Source organism: Pseudomonas sp. TE6288 (assembly GCF_054062095.1).
Genome location: NZ_JBSSEW010000014.1, coordinates 1 through 21,665, shown reverse-complemented (window position 1 = coordinate 21,665; position 21,665 = coordinate 1). Strand labels below are relative to the sequence as shown.

The following is a 21,665-nucleotide window of genomic DNA, read 5'->3' as shown; positions in this document are numbered from 1 at the left end:
AAGGTGTAGTTGCGATGAAACGTGTAGGTCTGATCGGTTGGCGTGGAATGGTCGGTTCCGTGCTCATGCAGCGGATGCTCGAAGAGCAGGACTTCGACCTGATCGAGCCGGTGTTCTTCACCACCTCCAATGTGGGTGGCCAGGGCCCGGCCGTGGGCAAGGACATTGCGCCGCTCAAGGATGCCTACAACATCGAAGAGCTCAAGACCCTCGACGTCATCCTGACCTGCCAGGGCGGCGACTACACCAACGAAGTGTTCCCCAAGCTGCGTGAAGCTGGCTGGCAGGGCTACTGGATCGACGCGGCCTCGTCCCTGCGCATGCAGGATGACGCGGTGATCATCCTCGACCCGGTCAACCGCAAGGTCATCGACCAGCAGCTGGATGCGGGCACCAAGAACTACATCGGCGGCAACTGCACCGTCAGCCTGATGCTGATGGGCCTGGGCGGCCTGTTCGAAGCCGGCCTGGTCGAGTGGATGAGCGCCATGACCTATCAGGCGGCCTCCGGCGCCGGCGCGCAGAACATGCGTGAGTTGATCAAGCAGATGGGCGGTATTCACGCGGCGGTCGCCGATGACCTGGCCAACCCGGCCAGCGCCATCCTCGACATCGACCGCAAGGTGGCCGAGGCCATGCGCGGCGAGGGCTTCCCGACTGACAACTTCGGCGTGCCGCTGGCCGGCAGCCTGATCCCGTGGATCGACAAGGAGCTGCCGAACGGCCAGAGCCGCGAAGAGTGGAAGGCCCAGGCCGAGACCAACAAGATCCTCGGCCGCTTCAAGAGCCCGATTCCGGTCGACGGTATCTGCGTGCGGATTGGCGCCATGCGTTGCCACAGCCAGGCGCTGACCATCAAGCTGAACAAGGACGTGCCGCTGGCGGATATCGAAGGCATGATCAGCCAGCACAACCCTTGGGTGAAGCTGGTGCCGAACCAGCGTGAGATCAGCATGCAGGAGTTGAGCCCTACCCAGGTGACCGGGACCCTGAACGTGCCTGTCGGGCGTTTGCGCAAGCTGAACATGGGGTCGCAGTACCTCGGGGCCTTCACTGTTGGCGACCAGTTGCTGTGGGGGGCTGCGGAGCCGCTGCGGCGGATGTTGCGGATTCTGCTGGAGCGGTGATCCGGGTGGTTTGAGTTTGGATTTTGAAGGACCCGTGTTGCGAGAGTGATGCGGGTTTTTTTATTGGTGCTAGATTGGTTGTTGGTTGTTGGTTGTTGGTTGTTGGTTGTTGGTTGTTTTTTTTATTCGCATTCATTTGCGATGTCGACGCATAGTCACCTTTCCGCCCTTACGGCGGCTTACTTTGGTCGTGGCCAAAGTAAGCAAAGCCGTGGCGCTCCATTCATCCGGCCCTCCGCTTCGCTCCGGGTTCCCTCACTCCGGCCTTGCTCCCGGGAGGACCGCGCTGAACGCCCCATCCTGGGGCGCAGCGCTTGACGGGCATCCATGCCCGTCACCTCCCTCCGCAAGACCTGCGTTCGGCCTCCTGAAGTCGCGAAGTTACGGGCGGCGCCTGCACTAACGCAGCTAGTCGCTAGTTGCCATCGTGGGAACTCTAGATCAACATCGCGGGGCAAGCCCGCTCCCACCATAGTTTGACTACGTGATTCAACGTGAGAGCGGGCTTGCCCCGCGATAGCGTAATGAAGAACAACATAACAGCCACTAATAAAACCAACATATCTGCTCTTGATCTGCTCTTGATCTGCTCTTGATCTTGCTTCTAAGCGCGCGATAGTTCAGGCGCCACCAATTGCGACTTCAGGAGGCCGAGTGGAGTTCTTGCGTAGTGGGGCGACGGCCATGGATGGCCGTCGAGCGCTGCGCCCCAGGATGGGGCGTACAGCGCGGTACCCACGGGAGCAAGAACGGAGCGAGGGAACCCCGGAGCGAAGCGCAGGGGCCGTATGAACGGAGCCGAACGGTTTTGCCTACTTTTCCCACGAGAAAAGTAGGCCGCCGTAATGGCGGAAGGGTGATAATGCGTCGACATCGCCAATGAATGCGCATAAATAAATCAAAACCCACACTCTTGAACCCGAACCCGAACCCGAACCCGCCCCTACCTCCCACCCCACAATCCAAGTAAAGTGCCGCTCCCCGCCGTACCCCCTGGAAAAGGAACCGATCTCATGACCCCCAACGCCCTGGACATAGCCGTAATCGGCGCCACCGGCACAGTAGGTGAATCCCTCGTCCAGATCCTCGAGGAAGTGGCCTTCCCGGTCTCCACCCTGCACCTGCTGGCCAGCATGGAATCCGCCGGCAGCAGCGTCATGTTCGCGGGCAAGAAACTGAAGGTCCGCGAAGTGGACAGCTTCGATTTCTCCCAGGTCAGGCTGGTCTTCTTCGCCGCCAGCCCTGCCGTAAGCCGCAGCTTCGTGCCCAAGGCCATCGCCGCCGGTTGCGCGGTGATCGACCTGTCCGGCGCCTTGGACGACGCCATCGCGGTGGTCCCGGAAGCCAACGCCGAGCGCATAGCCGAACTGTCGCAGCCCGCACTGATCACCAGCCCGAGCGCCGGCGCGGTAGCCTTGGCGGTGGCGCTGGCGCCGCTCAAGGGTTTGCTCGATATCGAGCGCGTTCAGGTCAATGCCTGCCTGGCAGTTTCGGAGCAGGGCAGGGAGGCCGTCAGCGAGCTCGCCCGGCAGACCGCCGAACTGCTCAACGCACGCCCTCTGGAGCCGCGCTTCTTCGATCGCCAGGTCGCCTTCAACCTGCTCCCCCAGGTCGGTACACCCGATGAACAGGGCCACACCAATGTAGAACGCCGTCTAGTCAATGAACTGCGTCAGGTATTGGACCTGCCGCAACTGAAGATTTCCGTGACCTGCATTCAAGTCCCGGTGTTTTTCGGCGATAGCTTCAGTGTCGCCGTGCAAAGCCGTAATCCGGTCGACCTGGTGGCCGTTAACGCCGCGCTGGAGGCTGCCGACGGCATCGAGCTGGTCGAGCCGGGTGATTATCCGACGCCTGTGGGTGACGCGGTGGGCCAGGACGTGGTCTATGTTGGACGTGTACGCCACGGTGTCGATGAAGACCAGCAGCTCAATCTCTGGCTGACCACCGACAATGTGCGCAAGGGCGCGGCGCTGAACGCCGTGCAGGCGGCACAATTGTTGATAAAACACATGGCGTAAAAGATACTGCGAGCTATTTTGTCCTGCACCGCCCAAGGGTTTTCGGGACGTTTCATACAAGGGAAGAGTTCATGCTTCGAATTCGCAAACTGGTTCTGGCCATCGCGGCAGCCTCGGCGCTGTCGTCCGGGGTGGCGAACGCTCTGGGGTTGGGTGAGCTGACCCTCAAGTCGGCGCAGAACCAGCCGCTGGATGCCGAGATCGAACTGCTCGACGTGCGCGACCTCTCCGCGGCGGAAATGGCGCCAAGCCTGGCGTCGCCGGAAGAGTTCGCCAAGGCCGGGGTGGCCTTCCCGCCTTACCTCGAAGACCTCACCTTCACGCCGGTGATCAACCCCAACGGCAAGAGCGTGCTGCGGGTTACCTCCAGCAAGGCGCTGCCGGAGCCGGTGGTCAAGTTCCTGGTCCAGGTCATGTGGCCCCAGGGCCGCCTGCTGCGCGACTACAGCGTGCTGCTCGACCAGGCCCAGGCCCAGGGCAGCCAACCGGCCCCGGCGGGCATCAACCCGGCTGTCAGTGCGGGCAGCTATACCACCAAGCGCCGTGACACCCTCTGGCAGATCGCCGCGCGCAACACCAACGGCGGCTCGATCCAGCAGACCATGCTGGCCATCCAGGCGCTGAACCCGGATGCCTTCATCGGCAACAACATCAACCAGCTCAAGACTGGCCAGGTGCTGCGCCTGCCCGATCAGCAGCAGGTGCAGAGCATTCCCCAGGCCCAGGCCAACCGCGAAGTCGCCGAGCAGTACGCAGCCTGGCGCGAAGGCCGCCGCCTCGGCCCGCGTGCACGGCAGCTGGATGCCACCCGCCGTGGCGAGGCTGGCGCGGCCCCCGCGCGCATCGCCCAGGGCGACAACCTGCGCCTGGTGGCGCCGGGCGGCAAGGGCGCGGCCGGCGAGGCCAAGGCGCTGGGCGACAAGCTGGCCATGGCCCAGGAAAGCCTCGACACCAGCCGCCGTGACAACGATGAACTCAAGAGCCGCATGGTCGACCTGCAGAGCCAGCTGGACAAGCTGCAGCGCCTGATCGAGCTGAAGAACGACCAGCTGGCGCGTCTGGAGGCCCAGGGCGCCGCGGCGCCACAGCCACCGGCAGCGGCGCTGCCGGGCGAGCCGGCTCCGGCGCTGCCGGGCGAGCCGGCTCCGGCGCAACCTGCGGTGAACGCGCAACTGACCCCTGCCGAACCGGTGGTCGCCCCGGCGCCTGCCGCGGCCGACACCGCACCACAGGATGCGGCAGCCGAGGCACCGGCCAGCGAAGAGCCCGGCATGCTCGACCAACTGCTGGGCAATCCGCTGTTGCTGGGCTTGATTGCCGGGTCCGCATTCCTGGTGCTGCTGTTGTTGCTGCTGCTTCTGGCCCGCAAGCGCAAGGCCCAGCAGGAAGCTGAGAAACACCTGCGCATGGCCCGTGCCCTGGCCGAGGATGGCGAGCGTGGCCCGGACCTGGACTTGCCTCCGAGCAGTTTTGAAGGCCTGGATGTGTCGGCGCCAAGCGTGACTCTGTCGCCTGCGGTAGTGGCTGCCTCGGCTGCTGCAGCCGTTGCGGCGGAAAAGCCTGCGGCGCCTGCCGACGTCGTCGCCCCGGCGGCTGATCCGCGCGCGGCGTTGCTGGCCGAGGTGGATGAAAGCCTGGCCCGTGGTCGCCTCAACCATGCCGCCGACCTGCTGGAAGCCGCGGTGGCCTCCGAGCCACAGCGCAGCGATCTGCGCCTCAAATTGATGGAAGTCTACGCACGTCAGGGCGACCAGGACGCGTTCGCTGGCCAGGAGCGCAAGCTGGTGGTCAACGACGCGAACCAGGCCGAGGTCGCCGCGCTCAAGGAGCGCTTCCCGGCCATGCTGGGTGTCGCGGCGGTTGCGGCAGGCGCTGCCGGGGCCGCGGCCCTGGCCGCCGAGCTGGATGAGCAGTATGTCCAGGACCTGCTGCAGGACAAGGAGCTGGAGCTGGGTGAAAGCGCGCCGGAAGTCGTCGTGGAGCCGGTCGTGGCGGCCGAACCAGAGCCTGAGCCAGAGCCTGTGGTCGAAGAGGCCGACCTGGACAGCGCCTTCGACCTGAGTCTGGGGGATGACCTGCCGGCAGATGACCACCTCGACATGGCCGGTCTCGAGGACCTGGTCGTCGAGGCGCCCGAAGCCGAGGCTGCACCCGCCGTTGCCGAAACCGATGCCGACGACGATTTCGAGGCATTGCTCGCCCAGGCGCAGGCGACACCGCAAAATGTCGACGACTTGGCTGAATTCGATCTGGATGTCGCCGAAGAGCCGGCGGCTCCGACCGGCAGCGAGGAAGCCCCGGTGGACGTGGCGGCCGAGCTGGCGGCCTTCGAGGCGATTCCGGAGTTTGATCCGATCTCCGAGCTGGAGCTGCCCGAGGACTTCGACCTGTCGCTGTCGCTGGACGACGACTCGCCGGCGGCGAAGAACTTCGCCTCGGAGCTGGACGACGTCAATGCCGAGCTCGACAAGCTGTCGCAGAACCTCGAGACCCCATCGGTTGCACAACCATCGTTCACCGCCGAGGACGCGGCGCTGGAGCCCGAGCCGCTGGACGACCTGGACTTCGACTTCTTCTCCGGCGCCGACGAGGTAGCCACCAAGCTCGACCTGGCCCGCGCCTACATCGACATGGGCGACCATCAGGGCGCCCGTGACATCCTCGACGAAGTGGTCAAGGACGGCGACGACAGCCAACGCGAGGAAGCCAACGAGATGCTCTCGCGCCTGGTCTGACGCAAAGCTGTACATCGCGGGGCAAGCCTGCTTTCACGCAAGACGTGGGGCGGGCTTGCCCCGCGATCATTTCGGCCCCTGCATGGTTTGCCGGTATACTTCCGCCTTTCGTTTCATCATCAGGTTTGCCGCTCTTGGACATCATCGACACCGCCGCCGCCGAATCGGCTGCCGAAGGCTACACCCGCATCGCTTTGGGCGTGGAATACAAAGGTTCGCGCTATCGCGGCTGGCAACGCCAGGCCAGCGGCGTGCCGAGTGTCCAGCAGGCCCTGGAACAGGCGCTGTCGACGGTGGCCAACGAACCAATCTCGGTGATCTGCGCCGGGCGCACCGATGCCGGCGTTCATGGCTGCGGGCAGATCGTGCATTTCGACACCCGCGCCGTGCGCGACGAGCGCGCCTGGACCCTGGGCACCAACTTCAACCTGCCCCACGATATCAGCGTGGTCTGGTCGGCGCCCATGCCTGCACACTTCCATGCCCGCTTCAAGGCCACCGCGCGGCGCTACCGCTACGTGATCTACAACGACCCGATCCGCCCGGCGCACCTGGCCGAGGAAGTCACCTGGAACCACCGCCCGCTGGACGTCGAGCGCATGGCCGAGGCCGCGCAGTACCTGCTGGGTACCCATGACTTCAGTGCCTTTCGCGCCAGCCAGTGCCAGGCCAAGTCGCCGATCAAGCACATCCACCACCTGCGTGTGACCCGGCATGGGCGGATGATCGTGCTGGATGTGCGTGCCACCGCGTTCCTGCACCACATGGTGCGCAACATCGCCGGCGTGCTGATGACCATCGGCGCCGGTGAGCGTCCGGTGGAGTGGGCCCGCGAGGTGCTGGAGGGGCGCAACCGCCGTGACGGCGGGGTAACCGCGCACCCTTACGGTCTTTACCTGGTGCAGGTGGAGTACCCGGAAGAATACGCGCTGCCGCAGCGTTACATCGGCCCACACTTTCTTACTGGCTACGAGGCGCTGACGGACTGACGGAGCACAGGTCATTTGCTACCATCGGCGCTTTCCCGATCACTCAAGGTTCGCTGTCCATGAGCAATGTTCGCAGCAAGATCTGCGGGATTACCCGCATCGAGGATGCCCTGGCTGCGGTCGAGGCCGGCGCCGACGCCCTCGGTTTCGTCTTCTATGCGAAAAGCCCGCGGGCGGTGGACGTGCGTCAGGCGCGGGCGATCATCGACGCGCTGCCGCCGTTCGTGACCACCGTGGGGCTGTTCGTCAACGCCTCGCGCTGCGAGCTCAACGAGATCCTCGAAGTGGTTTCCCTGGACCTGCTACAGTTCCACGGCGATGAAACCCCCGCCGATTGCGAGGGCTATCACCGCCCCTGGATCAAGGCCCTGCGGGTGCGCCCGGGGGATGACCTGGAGGCCGCCTGCCGGCACTACGCTGGCGCTCGCGGCATCCTGCTGGATGCCTATGTACCAGGCGTGCCGGGAGGAACCGGCGAGGCGTTCGACTGGTCACTGATTCCGCAACACCTGAGCAAGCCGATCATCCTTGCCGGTGGCCTGTCGGCTGACAACGTCGCCGAGGCCATTCGCCGGGTGCGCCCGTACGCGGTGGATGTCAGCGGCGGCGTGGAGCAGGCCAAGGGCATCAAGGATGTGGCAAGGATCGAAGCCTTCATGCAGGCGGTCAAACACGCGTGAACGCGGATGTGACGGCTGGCCGCGCGCCATCGTCCATAGCTTTCGCAGCCCGGTGCTGTCAGGTCGCGCCAGAGCGCGGGGCATGCCGGGGAAGAATTGGAGGTGGGGCGGCCCAAGGTCGGCCCATCGTCGCTTTACAGAAGAATTTGAGCTCAAGGGCAGGGCGGGGCCGCAAAGGTCTCCCCGGCCAATACTGGAGAAAGCAAGCATGAGCAACTGGTTGGTAGACAAACTGATCCCTTCGATCATGCGTTCCGAGGTGAAGAAGAGCTCGGTACCGGAAGGGCTGTGGCACAAGTGTCCGTCCTGCGAAGCCGTGCTGTATCGCCCGGAGCTGGAAAAGACCCTCGACGTCTGCCCTAAGTGCAACCACCACATGCGTATCGGCGCGCGCGCGCGCATCGATATCTTCCTCGATCCAGAAGGTCGTGCAGAACTGGGCGCCGACCTGGAGCCGGTCGATCGCCTGAAGTTCCGTGACGGCAAGAAGTACAAGGACCGCCTGACCGCTGCGCAGAAGCAGACCGGTGAGAAGGACGCGCTGATCTCCATGAGCGGCACCCTGATGGGCATGCCGATCGTGGTCAGCGCCTTCGAGTTCTCCTTCATGGGCGGCTCGATGGGCGCCATCGTCGGCGAGCGTTTCGTGCGTGCTGCCAACTACGCCCTGGAAAATCGCTGCCCGATGGTCTGTTTCTCCGCTTCCGGCGGTGCGCGCATGCAGGAAGCACTAATCTCGCTGATGCAGATGGCCAAGACTTCCGCCGTGCTGGCGCGCCTGCGCGAAGAAGGCATTCCGTTCATCTCGGTGCTGACCGACCCGGTCTACGGCGGCGTTTCCGCCAGCCTGGCGATGCTTGGCGACGTGATCGTCGGCGAGCCGAAGGCGCTGATCGGCTTTGCCGGCCCGCGGGTAATCGAGCAGACCGTGCGCGAGAAGCTGCCGGAAGGCTTCCAGCGCAGCGAGTTCCTGCTGGAGCACGGTGCCATCGACCTGATCATTTCCCGTGACGAGCTGCGTCCGCGCCTGGCCCGCCTGCTGGCGCAGATGACTGGCCAGCCGACCCCGGAAGCGGCCAAAGAGGTCGCCGCCGTCGCGTGATGAACCAGCGCAGCCTGGGCGACTGGCTCGCCTACCTCGAACAGTTGCACCCCTCGGCCATCGACATGGGCCTGGAGCGCTCGCAACAGGTGCTTGCGCGCCTGGGTCTGGGCGCGCTGGCGCCCCGTGTGGTCACGGTGACCGGCACCAACGGCAAGGGCTCGACCTGCGCCTTCATGGCCGCGTTGCTGCGCTCGCAGGGGCTAAGGGTCGGGGTGTACAGTTCGCCGCATCTGCTGCGTTACAACGAACGGGTGCTGATCGACGGCCAGGAGGCCAGCGATGAGCGCCTGTGCGAAGCGTTCGCCGCCGTGGAAGCGGCGCGGGGCGAGATCTCGCTGACCTATTTCGAAATGGGCACCCTGGCGGCGTTCTGGCTGTTCAGGCAAGCCGCACTGGATGCCGTGGTGCTCGAGGTCGGTTTGGGTGGCCGGCTGGATGCGGTCAACCTGGTGGATGCCGACATCGCGCTGGTCACCAGCATTGGCGTCGACCACGTCGATTACCTGGGCGATAGCCGCGAGTCGGTAGCCTACGAGAAGGCGGGAATCTTCCGCCAGGGCAAGCCTGCGCTGTGCGGTGACCTTGATCCGCCGCAGCCTTTGTTGGACAAGGTGCGCGAGCTGGATTGCCTGTTCTTCCTGCGTGGACGTGATTTCGACCTGGATAGCAGCGTTGACCACTGGCATTGGCGTGGTCGCCAGCTCGACGGTTCGCCCGTTGAACTGCATGACCTGCCGTTGCTCGACCTGCCCATGGAGAATGCCGCCCTGGCCTTGCAGGCCTTCCTGCTGATGGGGCTGCCGTGGGATGCCGACAAGGTTCGTCAGGCTTTGCTCGATACCCGTATCACCGGTCGCCTTGACCGGCGTGGTCTGTCATTCCAGGGTAAGCGTGTCGAGCTGTTGCTGGATGTCGGTCACAATCCGCACGCCGCCGAGTATCTGGCCCGCCGCCTGGCGGCACGCCCGGTGAGGGGGCGACGCCTGGCGGTCTTCGGCCTGTTGGCAGACAAGGACCTGCCCGGCGTGCTTGCGCCGCTGCGCGGTCAGGTCTCCGACTGGGCGGTGGCGCCGCTGGACACGCCGCGCAGCCGCCCGGCCGCGGAACTGGCGGATGCCTTGACGAACCTCGGTGCGACGGTGAAGTCTTACGCCAGTGTTGCGGCTGCCCTCGAAGGGCAGTGCGCCCGGGCGACGGCGGATGACCAGATCCTGCTGTTCGGTTCGTTTTTCTGCGTCGGCGAGGCCCTGGCCTGGCTTGAGCGGCAGGTTTCCGAGGATGGAGTAGATGGCAGTGCTGGATAAAGGGATGAAGCAGCGCATGGTCGGTGCGCTGGTGCTGGTGGCGCTGGCGGTGATCTTCCTGCCGATGTTGTTCACCCGCGAGGACGAGATGCGCCAGGTGCGTGTCGAGGCGCCGGAAGCGCCGGCCATGCCCAATCTGCCCCAGGTGCAGGTGGAGCCTGTGCAGGTGCCGGAGCCACAACCGCTGCCGGAGCAGAGCGAGCAGCCTGTAGTGGTGGTTGACGAGTCCACGGCGCCGGTGGCTACGCCGAGCCAGCCGATCACTCCGGCGCCGACTGCGGCGCAACCTCAGCCCAAACCGCAGACCCCGGTGCCCGCTCCGGCGGTAGCCAAGGTCGAGCCCCGTCCGGCGCCTGCACCGAGCGCGGCGCCTACCGCGCCCGCGGCCAAGCCCGCTACGCCGTCGAAGATCGACGTCAACGGCCTGCCGGTGAGCTGGTCGATCCAGTTGGCCAGCCTGTCCAATCGGGCCGGTGCCGACAATCTGCAGAAGACCCTGCGCAGCCAGGGCTACAACGCCTATATTCGTTCGGCGGACGGCATGAACCGGGTATTCGTCGGACCGTTGATCGAGCGAGCGGAAGCCGAGCGCCTGCGTGATGTGATTAATCGCCAGCAGAACCTAAAGGGCATCGTGGTACGTTTCCAGCCGGAACGTGGTTAGCATCTATCGCGGGGCAAGTCGCATCGGCGCACCGAAGCGACTTGCCCCGCGATGGTTTTCAAACCTGTAAAGCTGTCCCCGGAGTCAGCCTGCAGCCCTTCAAACTCCTGACATTCCGCTTACCCCCAGCCCCTCGCTCTGGTAAAATGCGCCGCCTCAAACGTCGGCAGGCAACACCGTGGCATTTACCTGGGTTGATTGGGCGATCATCGCGATCATCGCCATTTCCTCACTGATCAGTCTCAAGCGCGGCTTCGTCAAGGAAGCCTTGTCCCTGCTCATCTGGATTGTCGCCGGCGCGGTGGCCTGGATGTTCGGCGGCTCGCTTGCGCAGTATCTTGAAAGCTATATCCAGATGCCGTCCGCACGAGTCATTGCCGGCTGCGCCATTCTTTTCGTCGCCACGCTGCTGGTCGGGGCGATGCTCAATTTCCTCATCGGCGAGCTGATCCGCGTGACCGGGCTGTCCGGCACCGATCGCTTCCTCGGCATGGCCTTCGGCGCCGCGCGCGGGGGCCTGCTGGTGGTGGTGGCGGTCGGGCTGCTGAGCCTGGGGCCGGTGCAACAGGATCCGTGGTGGCAGGAATCGCGCCTGATACCACAATTTCTATTGGTAGCCGACTGGTCGAAGAACCTCATACTCGGGTTCAGCGGCCAGTGGATGTCCAGTGGGGTCAGCGCACCCGTTGACCTTCCGTTCAAGGAGCAGTTGCTCGGGCCGACCAAGCCCTGAGCGCGCTTCACTCAAGTTTCATCAAAGTAGGGGTTGCGTCGCATGTGTGGCATCGTCGGTATCGTCGGTAAGTCGAACGTCAATCAGGCGCTGTATGACGCGCTAACCGTGCTTCAGCACCGCGGCCAGGACGCTGCCGGTATCGTGACCAGCCACGACGGCCGGTTGTTCCTGCGCAAGGATAACGGCCTGGTGCGCGACGTCTTCCAGCAGCGCCACATGCAGCGCCTGGTGGGCAGCATCGGCATCGGTCATGTGCGCTACCCGACCGCCGGCAGCTCCACCTCGGCCGAGGCCCAGCCGTTCTACGTCAACTCGCCGTACGGCATCACCCTGGCGCACAACGGCAACCTGACCAACGTCGAGCAGTTGGCCAAGGAGATCTACGAGTCCGACCTGCGCCACGTCAACACCAACTCCGACTCCGAAGTGCTGCTGAACGTGTTCGCTCACGAGCTGGCCGTGCGCGGCAAGCTGCAGCCGACCGAAGAAGACGTGTTCGCCGCCGTGTCCCACGTGCATAGCCGCTGCGTCGGTGGCTACGCGGTGGTGGCGATGATCACCGGCTACGGCATCGTCGGCTTCCGTGACCCCAACGGCATCCGTCCGGTGGTGTTTGGCCAGCGTCACACCGACGAAGGCGTCGAGTACATGATCGCCTCGGAAAGTGTCGCCCTGGACGTGCTCGGCTTCACCCTGATTCGCGACCTGGCGCCGGGCGAGGCGGTGTACATCACTGAAGGCGGCCAGCTGTTCACCAAACAGTGCGCCAAGAGCCCGAAACTGCAGCCGTGCATCTTCGAGCACGTGTACCTTGCCCGTCCGGATTCGATCATGGACGGCGTTTCGGTATACAAGGCGCGCCTGCGCATGGGCGAAAAGCTGGCCGAGAAGATCCAGCGCGAACGCCCCGAGCACGACATCGACGTGGTCATCCCGATCCCGGACACCAGCCGCACCGCGGCGCTGGAACTGGCCAACCACCTGGGCGTCAAGTTCCGCGAAGGCTTCGTCAAGAACCGCTACATCGGCCGTACCTTCATCATGCCCGGCCAGGCCGCGCGCAAGAAGTCGGTGCGCCAGAAGCTCAACGCCATCGAGCTGGAGTTCCGCGGCAAGAACGTGATGCTGGTGGACGACTCGATCGTGCGCGGCACCACCTGCAAGCAGATCATCCAGATGGCCCGCGAAGCCGGCGCCAAGAACGTCTATTTCTGCTCTGCGGCCCCAGCGGTACGCTACCCCAACGTCTACGGCATCGACATGCCGAGCGCTCACGAACTGATCGCCCACAACCGTACCACCGAACAGGTGGCCGAGTTGATCGGCGCCGACTGGCTGATCTATCAGGACCTTCCGGACCTGATCGAATCGGTCGGTGGCGGCAAGATCAAGATCGAGCATTTCGATTGCGCGGTGTTCAACGGTGAGTATGTCACCGGCGATATCGACGAAGCCTACCTCGACCGCATCGAGCAGGCCCGTAATGACCTGGCCAAGGTGAAGAACCAGGCGGTCAGCGCGATCATCGACCTGTACAACAACTGATTTGGGAGCGACGGCATGACCGAACAATGGGATGCCGGTCGACTGGACAGTGACCTCGAGGGTGTCGGTTTCGACACCCTTGCGGTGCGCGCCGGTCAGAACCGTACACCGGAGGCCGAGCACAGCGAAGCGCTGTTCCTGACCTCCAGCTATGTCTTCCGCACGGCTGCCGACGCTGCCGCGCGCTTTGCCGGCGAAACGCCGGGCAATGTCTATTCGCGCTACACCAACCCCACCGTGCGCGCCTTCGAGGAGCGCCTGGCGGCCATGGAAAGCGCCGAGCAGGCCGTGGCCACCTCCACCGGCATGGCGGCGATCCTCGCCGTGGTCATGTCGCTGTGCAGTGCCGGCGACCATGTGCTGGTGTCGCAGAGTGTGTTCGGCTCGACCATCAGCCTGTTCGAGAAGTATTTCAAGCGGTTCGGCGTGCAGGTGGACTACGTGCCGCTGGTCGACCTGGGCGGTTGGGAAAAAGCCATCAGGGCCAATACCAAGCTGCTGGTCGTCGAGTCGCCGTCCAACCCGCTGGCTGAGCTGGTGGACATCACTGCCCTGGCCGAAATCGCCCACGCCCGCGGCGCGCTGCTGGTGGTGGATAACTGCTTCAGCACCCCGGCCTTGCAGCAACCGCTCAAGCTCGGTGCCGATATCGTGTTCCACTCGGCGACCAAGTTCATCGACGGTCAGGGACGTTGCATGGGCGGCGTGGTGGCCGGGCGCAGCGAACAGATGAAGGAGGTCGTGGGCTTCCTGCGGACCGCCGGCCCAACCCTCAGCCCGTTCAACGCCTGGGTCTTCACCAAGGGGCTGGAAACCCTCAAGCTGCGCATGCGCGCCCACTGCGAGAGCGCCCAGGCGCTGGCCGAGTGGCTCGAGCGCCAGGACGGTATCGAGAAGGTCCACTACGCCGGCCTGTCGAGCCATCCGCAGCATGAACTGGCCAAGCGCCAGATGAGCGGCTTCGGCGCGGTGGTCAGCTTCGAGGTGAAGGGTGGCAAGGAAGGTGCCTGGCGCTTCATCGACGCCACCCGGGTGATCTCCATCACCACCAACCTCGGTGACAGCAAGACCACTATCGCCCACCCGGCCACCACCTCCCACGGGCGTCTGACGCCGCAGGAGCGTGAAGCGGCGGGTATCCGTGACAGCCTGGTGCGCGTGGCGGTTGGTCTGGAAGACGTGGCCGACCTGCAAGCCGATCTGGCTCGTGGCCTGGCGGCGCTGTGATCGACTGGAAGGGTGGCGAGCCCGGCCATAATGGTCGGGTGGCTTTGGTGACCGGTGCCGCCCGCGGCATCGGCCTGGGCATCGCCGCCTGGTTGATCTGCGAGGGCTGGCAGGTGGTGCTCAGCGACCTGGACCGCCCGCGTGGCGCCAAGGTCGCCAAGGCGCTGGGCGACAACGCCTGGTTCATCACCATGGATGTGGCCGACGAGGCCCAGGTCAGTGCCGGGGTGTCCGAGGTACTCGGGCAGTTTGGCCGACTGGACGCGCTGGTGTGCAACGCGGCGATCGCCAACCCGCACAACCAGACCTTGGAGAGTCTGTCCCTGGCCCAATGGAACCGGGTGCTGGCGGTCAACCTCAATGGCCCGATGCTGCTGGCCAAGCATTGCGCACCTTACCTGCGCGCCCATGGTGGTGCGATCGTCAACCTGGCTTCCACCCGTGCCCGGCAATCCGAGCCGGACACCGAGGCCTATGCCGCCAGCAAGGGCGGGCTGGTTGCCTTGACCCACGCCCTGGCCATGAGCCTGGCGCCGGAGATTCGCGTCAATGCCGTGAGCCCGGGCTGGATCGATGCCCGTGACCCCTCGCAGCGGCGCGCCGAGCCTCTGAGCGACGCCGACCATGCCCAGCATCCGGCTGGCCGGGTGGGGACGGTAGAGGACGTCGCGGCGCTGGTGGCGTGGCTGCTGTCGCGCCAGGCGGGGTTCGTCACCGGCCAGGAGTTCGTGGTCGATGGCGGGATGACCCGCAAGATGATCTATACCTGAGCGGCAAGCTATAAGCTCCAAGCTGCAAGAGGGGACCGTAAGGTCCCCTTTGTCTTTCTCCGGGTCGAATACGGTAGTGAGGGAGAGGAGAGCTTTTTCTTGTCGCTTGCAGCTTCAAGCTTGCAGCTGTTTTTGCCCTTTTTGAAAAAAACTTCAATGGGGGTATTGACTTAGCATCGGTACCTGCGTAAATTTCGCGGCCTCAGCGAAGCAAACGCAACAAGCAACATCGCGGGGGTGATTAGCTCAGCCGGGAGAGCATCTGCCTTACAAGCAGAGGGTCGGCGGTTCGATCCCGTCATCACCCACCACTTCCTGAGGAGGTTTCTGGTCCAAGGTGCTTTGCAAGAAGCGCTCTGGCAGAGAGAAACAGGACGCAAGTCCAACACTGCGCGGCGGTAGTTCAGTCGGTTAGAATACCGGCCTGTCACGCCGGGGGTCGCGGGTTCGAGTCCCGTCCGCCGCGCCATTTTATCCCAGATGGGTGCTTGCACCGGTCTGAGGCCGCAAGGCCAGGTCCCAGTTTCAATCAGGCGCAAGCCTGAACGATACGCAGCGGTAGTTCAGTCGGTTAGAATACCGGCCTGTCACGCCGGGGGTCGCGGGTTCGAGTCCCGTCCGCTGCGCCATCTTTCGCCGAGAGCCCCATGAACGCTCAAAGCAAGCAGAAAAGGCGATGATAGGTCGCCTTTTTTGTTCCTGGCTTTCGCGCTGTAGCGCTTGAAAGCTCAGATCCCAGTTTCAATCGGGTGCAAGCCCGAACGATACGCAGCGGTAGTTCAGTCGGTTAGAATACCGGCCTGTCACGCCGGGGGTCGCGGGTTCGAGTCCCGTCCGCTGCGCCATCTTCGCCTCGAGGCCCTTTGAACACCTCGAAGCAACGGAAAAGCGACCTTAGGGTCGCTTTTTTCGTTTCAGCAGCTTGTCCGGCCATGGGCAGGGATTTCCAATAATGCTGACAGACTCTTCACCGATCAAAGGTTTCAGCCGCTGATCGATGTGATGCACAATACGCCCCATTCGTTTCTTCCCGGAATTGGCAATGTCTAGATCAACCGTCTATGGCGCGCTCGGGCTGGCCCTCGTGCTGGCGGGCGTGTCCGGCTGTTCCTCGAAAAAGGCCGCCGTCTACGAGCACGAGAACTTCGATGACTCGGGCACCTTTTCCCGCACCTTCGCCAGCAGTGAGGCCGGCTCCTGCGAGGCGGCGCGGCGTGCGCTGCTCAGCCAGGGCTACATCATCACCAGCAGCGATGCCAACCAGGTCGCCGGCAACAAGAGCTTCCAGCAGAACGCCGAGAATCACCTGCAGATCAGCTTCAACATCACCTGCGTGCCGGACATGAGCGACAAGCAGCGCTCGACCATGTTCGCCAATGCCCTGCAGGATCGCTACGCCCTGAAGAAGTCCAACACTTCCGCCAGCCTTGGCGTTGGCGTGCTGGGTTCGGTGTCGATGCCGATCGGCTCCACCGACGACTCCATGGTCAAGGTGGCCAGCGAGACGGTCACCGCCGCGCAGTTCTACGATCGTTACTTCGCCCTGGTGGAAAGCTACCTGCCGAAACCGAAGAAGCCGGAGAAGTCCGAACCCGCCGCCGAGCCGAAGGTGGAGAAACCTGCCGCCGACCTGGGCCTGCCGGAGCCTGCGCCCGCTGCCCTGGCGCCCGTACCGCAGCCCGTCACCCCGGTAGCCGAAAGCGTGGCAGAGACACCGGCCCCGGTATCGACACCGGTTGCTGCCGCCCCTGCCGCAGCGCCTGCGCCCGTTGCCACTCCAGCGCCTCCCGTGCCGTCGAGCGAGGCCCCGGCCGCGCCGGTGGTGGATGACAGCAAGGGTTCGCAACCCATCGCGCCGCCTGTCGAGCCAGCGCCGATCCAGGTTCAGCAGGAAGCTCCGGCGGCAGAGCAGGCGCCGGCGCCACTCTGACTCGTCGATAACTTCCTGGGTGCCTGCTACGTTTATCGTTCATAGGGCTGTAATCATTCTGTCATTACGCTGGCTTAGGTTGGCGCAATGACAGAAGAACGACGAATGAGGGGCGTGAAGATGGACGATTACCAGGAAGAACTGCTCGAGTTCCAGGCCTATGAGCTGGACCTGCCGGAGCCGGCCGACGACGCCACCGAGCTCTAACCGACTTGCCGCTGATGGCGGCGAAACTCCCCCGGGGTCAGCCCCGTCCAGCGCTTGAACGCGCGCTGGAACGCCTCTGCCGAGGCGAATCCCAGCAGATAGGCGATCTCGCCGAAGGCCAGTTCCGTATCGCGAATATAGGTCTCGGCCAGGTCACGCCGTGTGTCGTTGAGCAGGTTGCGAAAGCGCGTGCCTTCCTCGGCCAGCTTGCGGCGCAACGTCCAGGTCGGCAGCTGCAGGTGCCGCGCCACTTCCTCCAGGTCCGGTTCGTGCCCGCCATTGAGCAGTGGGCCCAGCAGATGGGTGATGCGCTCGCCCAGGCTGCGCACACGGGTGCGCTGGGCCAGTTCCGCTTCGCACAGCTGCAGCAAGTGCTGCCAGGTACTGGGGCAGTGCTGCAGGTTCGGCAGGTCCAGGGTGGCCCGGCTCAGGCGCAGTTGGTTGGCGGTGCCGCCGAAATGCACGGTGCCCGTACACAGGCCTTGGTATTGCGCGGCGTAGACGGGAGTGTCGAATTCGATCTCAAGACGTTCGGCTTGCACCGGCCTGGCGGTGAGGGCGCCGAGCTGCGCCAGCCAGCCCGCGAGCATCGAGTCGACCACGAAGTGGTTGTAGCTGTTGTAGGGGCTGATGGAATAGAACCTCAGCCAGGCGCCCTGGGCGTCTTCGTGGAAACTCGAACGGCCCCGGTAGTTGGCGGCATACAACGGTTCGAAGCGCAGCAGGGTGCGGGCGGCTTCGCCGAGGGTGGGGGCCTGCGCGGCAGTCACCCCGGCCAGCCCTGCCTGGGCCAGGCGGCTCAGGCGCCCCATGTGCAGGCCCAGGGCCGGTTCGGCGGACAAGGCGATCGCCGCATGGCCCAGGTGCATGTAGCGCGGAATCGATAGGCGCGCGCCTGGCTCGGCCAGGCGCCTGGCGTCGAGGCCGTAGCGCAGCAGCAGCGGCTGCGGGTCGTGGCCGAGCATGGCCAGTGCTTCGGCCAGGGGCTGGACGAAACCTACTGACAGATCACCCAGGCGTACGCGGGGGCGGGGCATGGCGTCACAGCCACAGGTTGAGCAGGCGCGCACCGTGGCTGTCGTTGCCGACCCACAGTGTGCCGCTTTGGCTGGCAAAGCCCTGGCCGTCGCTACCCAGCTCCCAGAACTGGCCACGCATGAACACGCTCATGCTCGGGGTGCTGTCATTGGCGGCCAGCGGTAGTTGCTGCCAGGCGCGTTGCTCACTGACCTCGCCGCGTCGCAGCGGCAGGTCGGCGGCCTGCGCCTGGTGGCGATTGCCACGCCAGGGTGCTTGCCAGCTGTGCTTGCCGCTCAGGAAAACCGGGTTGGCGATCACTTGCACCGATTGCGCGGCCAGTTGCTGATGGTTGGCCGGGTACCAGCTGTCGCTGCCGATCAGCACGCCCAGACGCCCGGCGGGGGTCTCCAGCACTTGCAGGGGGTGTTGCTGGCCACCTTGGATGTAGCGTCGGCTTTCGCTGTCGGGGTACTGCTGGTGCTGAGGCTGGCCGAGCACCGAGCCGTCGCTGGCGAACACCAGGCTGCTGTTGTAAAGCGGGCCGTTGCCGGTGCGCAGCACGCCACTTTCGACGTAGGGCGCGGGCAGGACGATAGAGCCCGCCACCAGGGTGACACCGAACTCGCGGGCCAGGTTGCCGAACAGCTGCTGGTAGTCGGCGGCCATCTGCGCGGCCTTCATGCGCAGGTGGGCGTCCGAACGGCGGTCGTCGCCGCTGGCGGCGAGCATCGCCAGGCCGTAGCGCAGCGGGTTGCTCAACTCCAGCCACTGCCAGGCCTCGCTGCGCTGGGTAACCTGGTACAGCTCGCGCTTTTCGCCACGAGCCCACAGCCAGGTGCCGATATGCTCGGGCAGGACCACCACGGTGCGCGGGTTGACCAGCCCCTGGGCACGGGCCTGCTCCAGATAGGCCGAGAGTTTGCGGTGCAGACGCGTCAGGTTCTGGTAGTCGCCCGGATATAGCAACGGTTCGACCCCCAGCAGGTTGCCGTGCTCGCCTGGCACGCCCTGGTTGAGGGCCAGCTCGATGCGCAGGTCGGACAGGTAATGGCCTTCCGGACGCTGCAGGGTCCAGAAGCCATAGCCACAGAGGGCAGCGAGGGTGACCAGCGCCAGGGCGCCGGCTAGCAGTTTGCGCATGGAACGGTCCAGCGTTGTGCGGTAGAGGTGCCTTAGGGTAGACCTGCTGTGCAGCAGGATCAATAAGTTGTCAGTTTCGATCATTGAGCGTGTTCAAACGCCTGTTTAATGTCGGCCTCAGACAACCGACGGGCCCCGCGAGCTGGTGTAGACAGCGGCAGAGGCGCCCGCATTCCGTGATCCTGCCAACTGTGGAGTCCATCCATGGCGACCGACCGTTACCCGCACCTGCTGGCCCCCCTCGACCTGGGTTTCACCACCTTGCGCAACCGCACCCTGATGGGGTCGATGCACACAGGCCTTGAAGAGCGCCCCGGCGGCTTCGAACGCATGGCCGCGTACTTCGCCGAGCGTGCCCGTGGTGGTGTCGGCCTGATGGTCACCGGCGGCATCGCGCCCAACGATGAAGGCGGCGTGTACTCCGGCGCGGCCAAGCTCAGCACCGAGGAAGAGGCTGCCAAGCACCGGGTCGTCACCGAGGCCGTGCATGCCGCCGGTGGCAAGATCTGCCTGCAGATCCTCCACGCCGGGCGCTATGCCTACAGTCCGAAACAGGTGGCGCCCAGCGCCATCCAGGCACCGATCAACCCGTTCAAGCCCAAGGAGCTGGACGAGGAGGGTATCGAGAAGCAGATCCGCGATTTCGTCACCTGCGCAAGCCTGGCCCAGCGCGCCGGCTACGACGGCGTCGAGATCATGGGTTCGGAAGGCTACTTCATCAACCAGTTCCTCGCCGCCCACACCAACCACCGCACCGACCGCTGGGGCGGCAGCTATGAGAACCGCATGCGCCTGGCCGTGGAAATCGTGCAGCGGGTGCGCGAGGCGGTGGGGCCGAACTTCATCATCATCTTCCGCCTGTCGATGCTCGACCTGGTCGAGGGGGGCAGCAACTGGGAGGAGATCGAACTGCTGGCCAAGGCCATCGAGCAGGCCGGCGCCACGCTGATCAACACAGGTATCGGCTGGCACGAGGCGCGCATCCCGACCATCGCCACCAAGGTGCCACGCGCGGCGTTCAGCAAGGTCACCGCCAAGCTGCGCGGCGTGGTGAAGATCCCGTTGATCACCACCAACCGCATCAATACCCCGGAAGTGGCCGAGGCGGTGCTGGCCGAGGGCGATGCCGACATGGTCTCCATGGCCCGGCCGTTCCTGGCCGACCCCGATTTCGTCAACAAGGCCGCCGAAGGCCGTGGCGACGAGATCAACACCTGCATCGGCTGCAACCAGGCGTGCCTGGACCACACTTTCGGCGGCAAGCTGACCAGCTGCCTGGTCAACCCGCGTGCCTGCCATGAGACGGAGCTCAACTACCTGCCGGTACGGGCGGTGAAGCGCATTGCTGTGGTCGGCGCGGGTCCTGCGGGCCTGGCAGCGGCCACCGTGGCCGCCGAGCGCGGTCATGCCGTAACGCTGTTCGATGCTGCCGACGAGATCGGTGGGCAATTCAACGTGGCCAAACGCGTGCCGGGCAAGGAGGAGTTCTACGAGACCCTGCGTTACTTCCGCAACAAGGTGAAGTCCACTGGTGTCGAGCTGCGCCTGAACACTCGTGTTGATGTAGCTGCGCTGGTGGCCGGCGAGTTCGACGAGGTCATTCTGGCCACCGGCATCGCCCCGCGCACGCCGGCCATTCCCGGCATCGACAATGCCAAGGTGCTGAACTACCTGGACGTGCTGCTCGAGCGCAAGCCGGTGGGCGAGCGGGTGGCGGTGATCGGTGCTGGTGGTATCGGTTTCGATGTGTCCGAGTACCTGGTGCACAAGGGCGTGGCCACCAGCCAGGACCGTGAGGCGTTCTGGAAGGAATGGGGCATTGATACGCAGCTGGAGGCCCGTGGTGGTGTGGCCGGGGTGAAGGCAGAGCCTCATGCGCCGGCGCGCCAGGTCTATCTGCTGCAACGCAAGAAGACCAAGGTTGGCGACGGCCTGGGCAAGACCACCGGCTGGATCCACCGCACGGGGCTGAAGAACAAGCAGGTGCAGATGCTCAACAGCGTCGAGTACCTGGGCGTCGACGATGCCGGCCTGCATGTGCGCATCGGCGAGGGCGAGCCGCAGGTGCTGGCGGTGGACAACATCGTCGTCTGCGCGGGGCAGGAGCCGCTGCGCGAGTTGCATGACGGCCTTGTGGCGGCCGGGCAATCGGTGCACTTGATCGGTGGCGCTGATGTGGCGGCTGAGCTTGATGCCAAGCGGGCGATTAACCAAGGGTCGAGATTGGCGGCCGAGTTGTAATTGTTTGAACAGGTGATGAGCCAACTTTCACAGGTGAGGTGGTAATGCACTTTTCCTTTGGGAGTTGGTTTGTCAGCGAGTAGTTGTAACTGAAGAAGCACTGCGAGTAGTCTTCATATACTCCATGTATCTTGCTCTTGCTCTTGCTCTTGCTCTTGCTCTTGCTCTTGCTCTTGCTCTTGCTCTTGCTCTTGCTCTTGCTCTTGCTCTTGCTCTTGCTCTTG

General features: G+C 64.6%; 16 protein-coding genes and 4 tRNA genes. 18 read left to right on the top strand and 2 right to left on the bottom strand.

What is annotated here, in order from left to right; all coding sequences use genetic code 11:
- Positions 1 to 14 precede the first annotated feature (14 nt).
- From asd to ACVWY1_RS15840, 17 genes are all read left to right on the top strand, one after another.
- Entirely contained in the window at positions 15 to 1,127 is a 1,113-nt protein-coding gene (asd, locus tag ACVWY1_RS15920; protein ID WP_023630514.1) for an aspartate-semialdehyde dehydrogenase, read from the top strand.
- Positions 1,128 to 2,140: 1,013 nt separating this feature from the next.
- Positions 2,141 to 3,148: an aspartate-semialdehyde dehydrogenase gene (locus ACVWY1_RS15915; RefSeq protein ID WP_277505181.1), complete on the top strand. Its 1,008-nt coding sequence runs from the start codon at positions 2,141 to 2,143 to the stop codon at positions 3,146 to 3,148.
- A 71-nt stretch (positions 3,149 to 3,219) separates the two neighbouring features.
- The gene (locus ACVWY1_RS15910) at positions 3,220 to 5,883 is read left to right on the top strand and encodes a FimV/HubP family polar landmark protein (protein ID WP_457378493.1); all 2,664 of its coding nucleotides are present in this window, start codon (positions 3,220 to 3,222) and stop codon (positions 5,881 to 5,883) included.
- A 134-nt stretch (positions 5,884 to 6,017) separates the two neighbouring features.
- Positions 6,018 to 6,872: a tRNA pseudouridine(38-40) synthase TruA gene (truA, locus tag ACVWY1_RS15905; protein WP_457378492.1), complete on the top strand. Its 855-nt coding sequence runs from the start codon at positions 6,018 to 6,020 to the stop codon at positions 6,870 to 6,872.
- Between the two features lie 59 nt (positions 6,873 to 6,931).
- Entirely contained in the window at positions 6,932 to 7,552 is a 621-nt protein-coding gene (locus ACVWY1_RS15900; protein WP_277505177.1) for a phosphoribosylanthranilate isomerase, read from the top strand.
- Positions 7,553 to 7,760: 208 nt separating this feature from the next.
- Positions 7,761 to 8,654 carry an acetyl-CoA carboxylase, carboxyltransferase subunit beta gene (gene accD / locus ACVWY1_RS15895; protein ID WP_028690439.1) on the top strand — a complete coding sequence of 298 codons (894 nt, stop codon included), beginning with the start codon at positions 7,761 to 7,763 and terminating at the stop codon, positions 8,652 to 8,654.
- Entirely contained in the window at positions 8,654 to 9,961 is a 1,308-nt protein-coding gene (gene folC / locus ACVWY1_RS15890) for a bifunctional tetrahydrofolate synthase/dihydrofolate synthase (protein WP_277505175.1), read from the top strand. The genes accD and folC overlap by 1 nt, the downstream gene beginning before the upstream one ends.
- Entirely contained in the window at positions 9,945 to 10,625 is a 681-nt protein-coding gene (locus ACVWY1_RS15885; RefSeq protein ID WP_457378491.1) for an SPOR domain-containing protein, read from the top strand. Before folC ends, ACVWY1_RS15885 begins: the two co-directional genes overlap by 17 nt.
- 178 nt (positions 10,626 to 10,803) lie before the next feature.
- Entirely contained in the window at positions 10,804 to 11,358 is a 555-nt protein-coding gene (locus tag ACVWY1_RS15880; protein WP_038706536.1) for a CvpA family protein, read from the top strand.
- A 42-nt stretch (positions 11,359 to 11,400) separates the two neighbouring features.
- Complete coding sequence (gene purF / locus ACVWY1_RS15875; RefSeq protein ID WP_102685386.1) at positions 11,401 to 12,906, top strand: amidophosphoribosyltransferase; 1,506 nt, start codon at positions 11,401 to 11,403, stop codon at positions 12,904 to 12,906.
- A gap of 15 nt (positions 12,907 to 12,921) precedes the next feature.
- Positions 12,922 to 14,133, top strand: coding sequence for an O-succinylhomoserine sulfhydrylase (locus ACVWY1_RS15870; RefSeq protein WP_457378490.1), 1,212 nt, complete (start codon positions 12,922 to 12,924; stop codon positions 14,131 to 14,133).
- Positions 14,130 to 14,903 carry an SDR family oxidoreductase gene (locus ACVWY1_RS15865; protein WP_111532668.1) on the top strand — a complete coding sequence of 258 codons (774 nt, stop codon included), beginning with the start codon at positions 14,130 to 14,132 and terminating at the stop codon, positions 14,901 to 14,903. Before ACVWY1_RS15870 ends, ACVWY1_RS15865 begins: the two co-directional genes overlap by 4 nt.
- A gap of 235 nt (positions 14,904 to 15,138) precedes the next feature.
- A tRNA-Val gene (locus tag ACVWY1_RS15860) sits at positions 15,139 to 15,214 on the top strand.
- Between the two features lie 81 nt (positions 15,215 to 15,295).
- Positions 15,296 to 15,372 (top strand) — tRNA-Asp (locus tag ACVWY1_RS15855).
- 83 nt (positions 15,373 to 15,455) lie between these two features.
- Positions 15,456 to 15,532: transfer RNA gene (locus tag ACVWY1_RS15850), tRNA-Asp, on the top strand.
- 139 nt (positions 15,533 to 15,671) lie between these two features.
- Positions 15,672 to 15,748: transfer RNA gene (locus ACVWY1_RS15845), tRNA-Asp, on the top strand.
- Positions 15,749 to 15,945: 197 nt separating this feature from the next.
- Positions 15,946 to 16,833 carry a DUF2242 domain-containing protein gene (locus tag ACVWY1_RS15840; protein ID WP_110704568.1) on the top strand — a complete coding sequence of 296 codons (888 nt, stop codon included), beginning with the start codon at positions 15,946 to 15,948 and terminating at the stop codon, positions 16,831 to 16,833.
- A 203-nt stretch (positions 16,834 to 17,036) separates the two neighbouring features.
- On the opposite strand, the gene ACVWY1_RS15835 is transcribed toward ACVWY1_RS15840, so the two are convergent.
- Together ACVWY1_RS15835 and ACVWY1_RS15830 are read right to left on the bottom strand one after the other, a co-directional pair.
- Positions 17,037 to 18,077: an AraC family transcriptional regulator gene (locus ACVWY1_RS15835; protein ID WP_457378489.1), complete on the bottom strand. Its 1,041-nt coding sequence runs from the start codon at positions 18,075 to 18,077 to the stop codon at positions 17,037 to 17,039.
- A gap of 4 nt (positions 18,078 to 18,081) precedes the next feature.
- Positions 18,082 to 19,200 carry a nitrilase-related carbon-nitrogen hydrolase gene (locus ACVWY1_RS15830; protein ID WP_457378488.1) on the bottom strand — a complete coding sequence of 373 codons (1,119 nt, stop codon included), beginning with the start codon at positions 19,198 to 19,200 and terminating at the stop codon, positions 18,082 to 18,084.
- A gap of 204 nt (positions 19,201 to 19,404) precedes the next feature.
- Between ACVWY1_RS15830 and ACVWY1_RS15825 the strand changes: the two genes are divergently transcribed.
- A complete protein-coding gene (locus ACVWY1_RS15825) occupies positions 19,405 to 21,441 on the top strand; it encodes an NADPH-dependent 2,4-dienoyl-CoA reductase (protein ID WP_110704574.1) in 2,037 nt (678 codons plus the stop codon).
- Positions 21,442 to 21,665 lie beyond the last annotated feature (224 nt).

Bases quoted from the DNA above. Each gene is read 5' to 3' on its own strand.
- ACVWY1_RS15915 (WP_277505181.1), top strand. From the start codon at position 2,141: ATGACCCCCAACGCCCTGGACATAGCCGTAATCGGCGCCACCGGCACA.
- accD (WP_028690439.1), top strand. From the start codon at position 7,761: ATGAGCAACTGGTTGGTAGACAAACTGATCCCTTCGATCATGCGTTCC.
- ACVWY1_RS15835 (WP_457378489.1), bottom strand. From the start codon at position 18,077: ATGCCCCGCCCCCGCGTACGCCTGGGTGATCTGTCAGTAGGTTTCGTC.
- purF (WP_102685386.1), top strand. From the start codon at position 11,401: ATGTGTGGCATCGTCGGTATCGTCGGTAAGTCGAACGTCAATCAGGCG.
- ACVWY1_RS15885 (WP_457378491.1), top strand. From the start codon at position 9,945: ATGGCAGTGCTGGATAAAGGGATGAAGCAGCGCATGGTCGGTGCGCTG.
- ACVWY1_RS15870 (WP_457378490.1), top strand. From the start codon at position 12,922: ATGACCGAACAATGGGATGCCGGTCGACTGGACAGTGACCTCGAGGGT.
- asd (WP_023630514.1), top strand. From the start codon at position 15: ATGAAACGTGTAGGTCTGATCGGTTGGCGTGGAATGGTCGGTTCCGTG.
- folC (WP_277505175.1), top strand. From the start codon at position 8,654: ATGAACCAGCGCAGCCTGGGCGACTGGCTCGCCTACCTCGAACAGTTG.
- ACVWY1_RS15840 (WP_110704568.1), top strand. From the start codon at position 15,946: ATGTCTAGATCAACCGTCTATGGCGCGCTCGGGCTGGCCCTCGTGCTG.
- ACVWY1_RS15830 (WP_457378488.1), bottom strand. From the start codon at position 19,200: ATGCGCAAACTGCTAGCCGGCGCCCTGGCGCTGGTCACCCTCGCTGCC.
- ACVWY1_RS15825 (WP_110704574.1), top strand. From the start codon at position 19,405: ATGGCGACCGACCGTTACCCGCACCTGCTGGCCCCCCTCGACCTGGGT.
- ACVWY1_RS15910 (WP_457378493.1), top strand. From the start codon at position 3,220: ATGCTTCGAATTCGCAAACTGGTTCTGGCCATCGCGGCAGCCTCGGCG.
- ACVWY1_RS15900 (WP_277505177.1), top strand. From the start codon at position 6,932: ATGAGCAATGTTCGCAGCAAGATCTGCGGGATTACCCGCATCGAGGAT.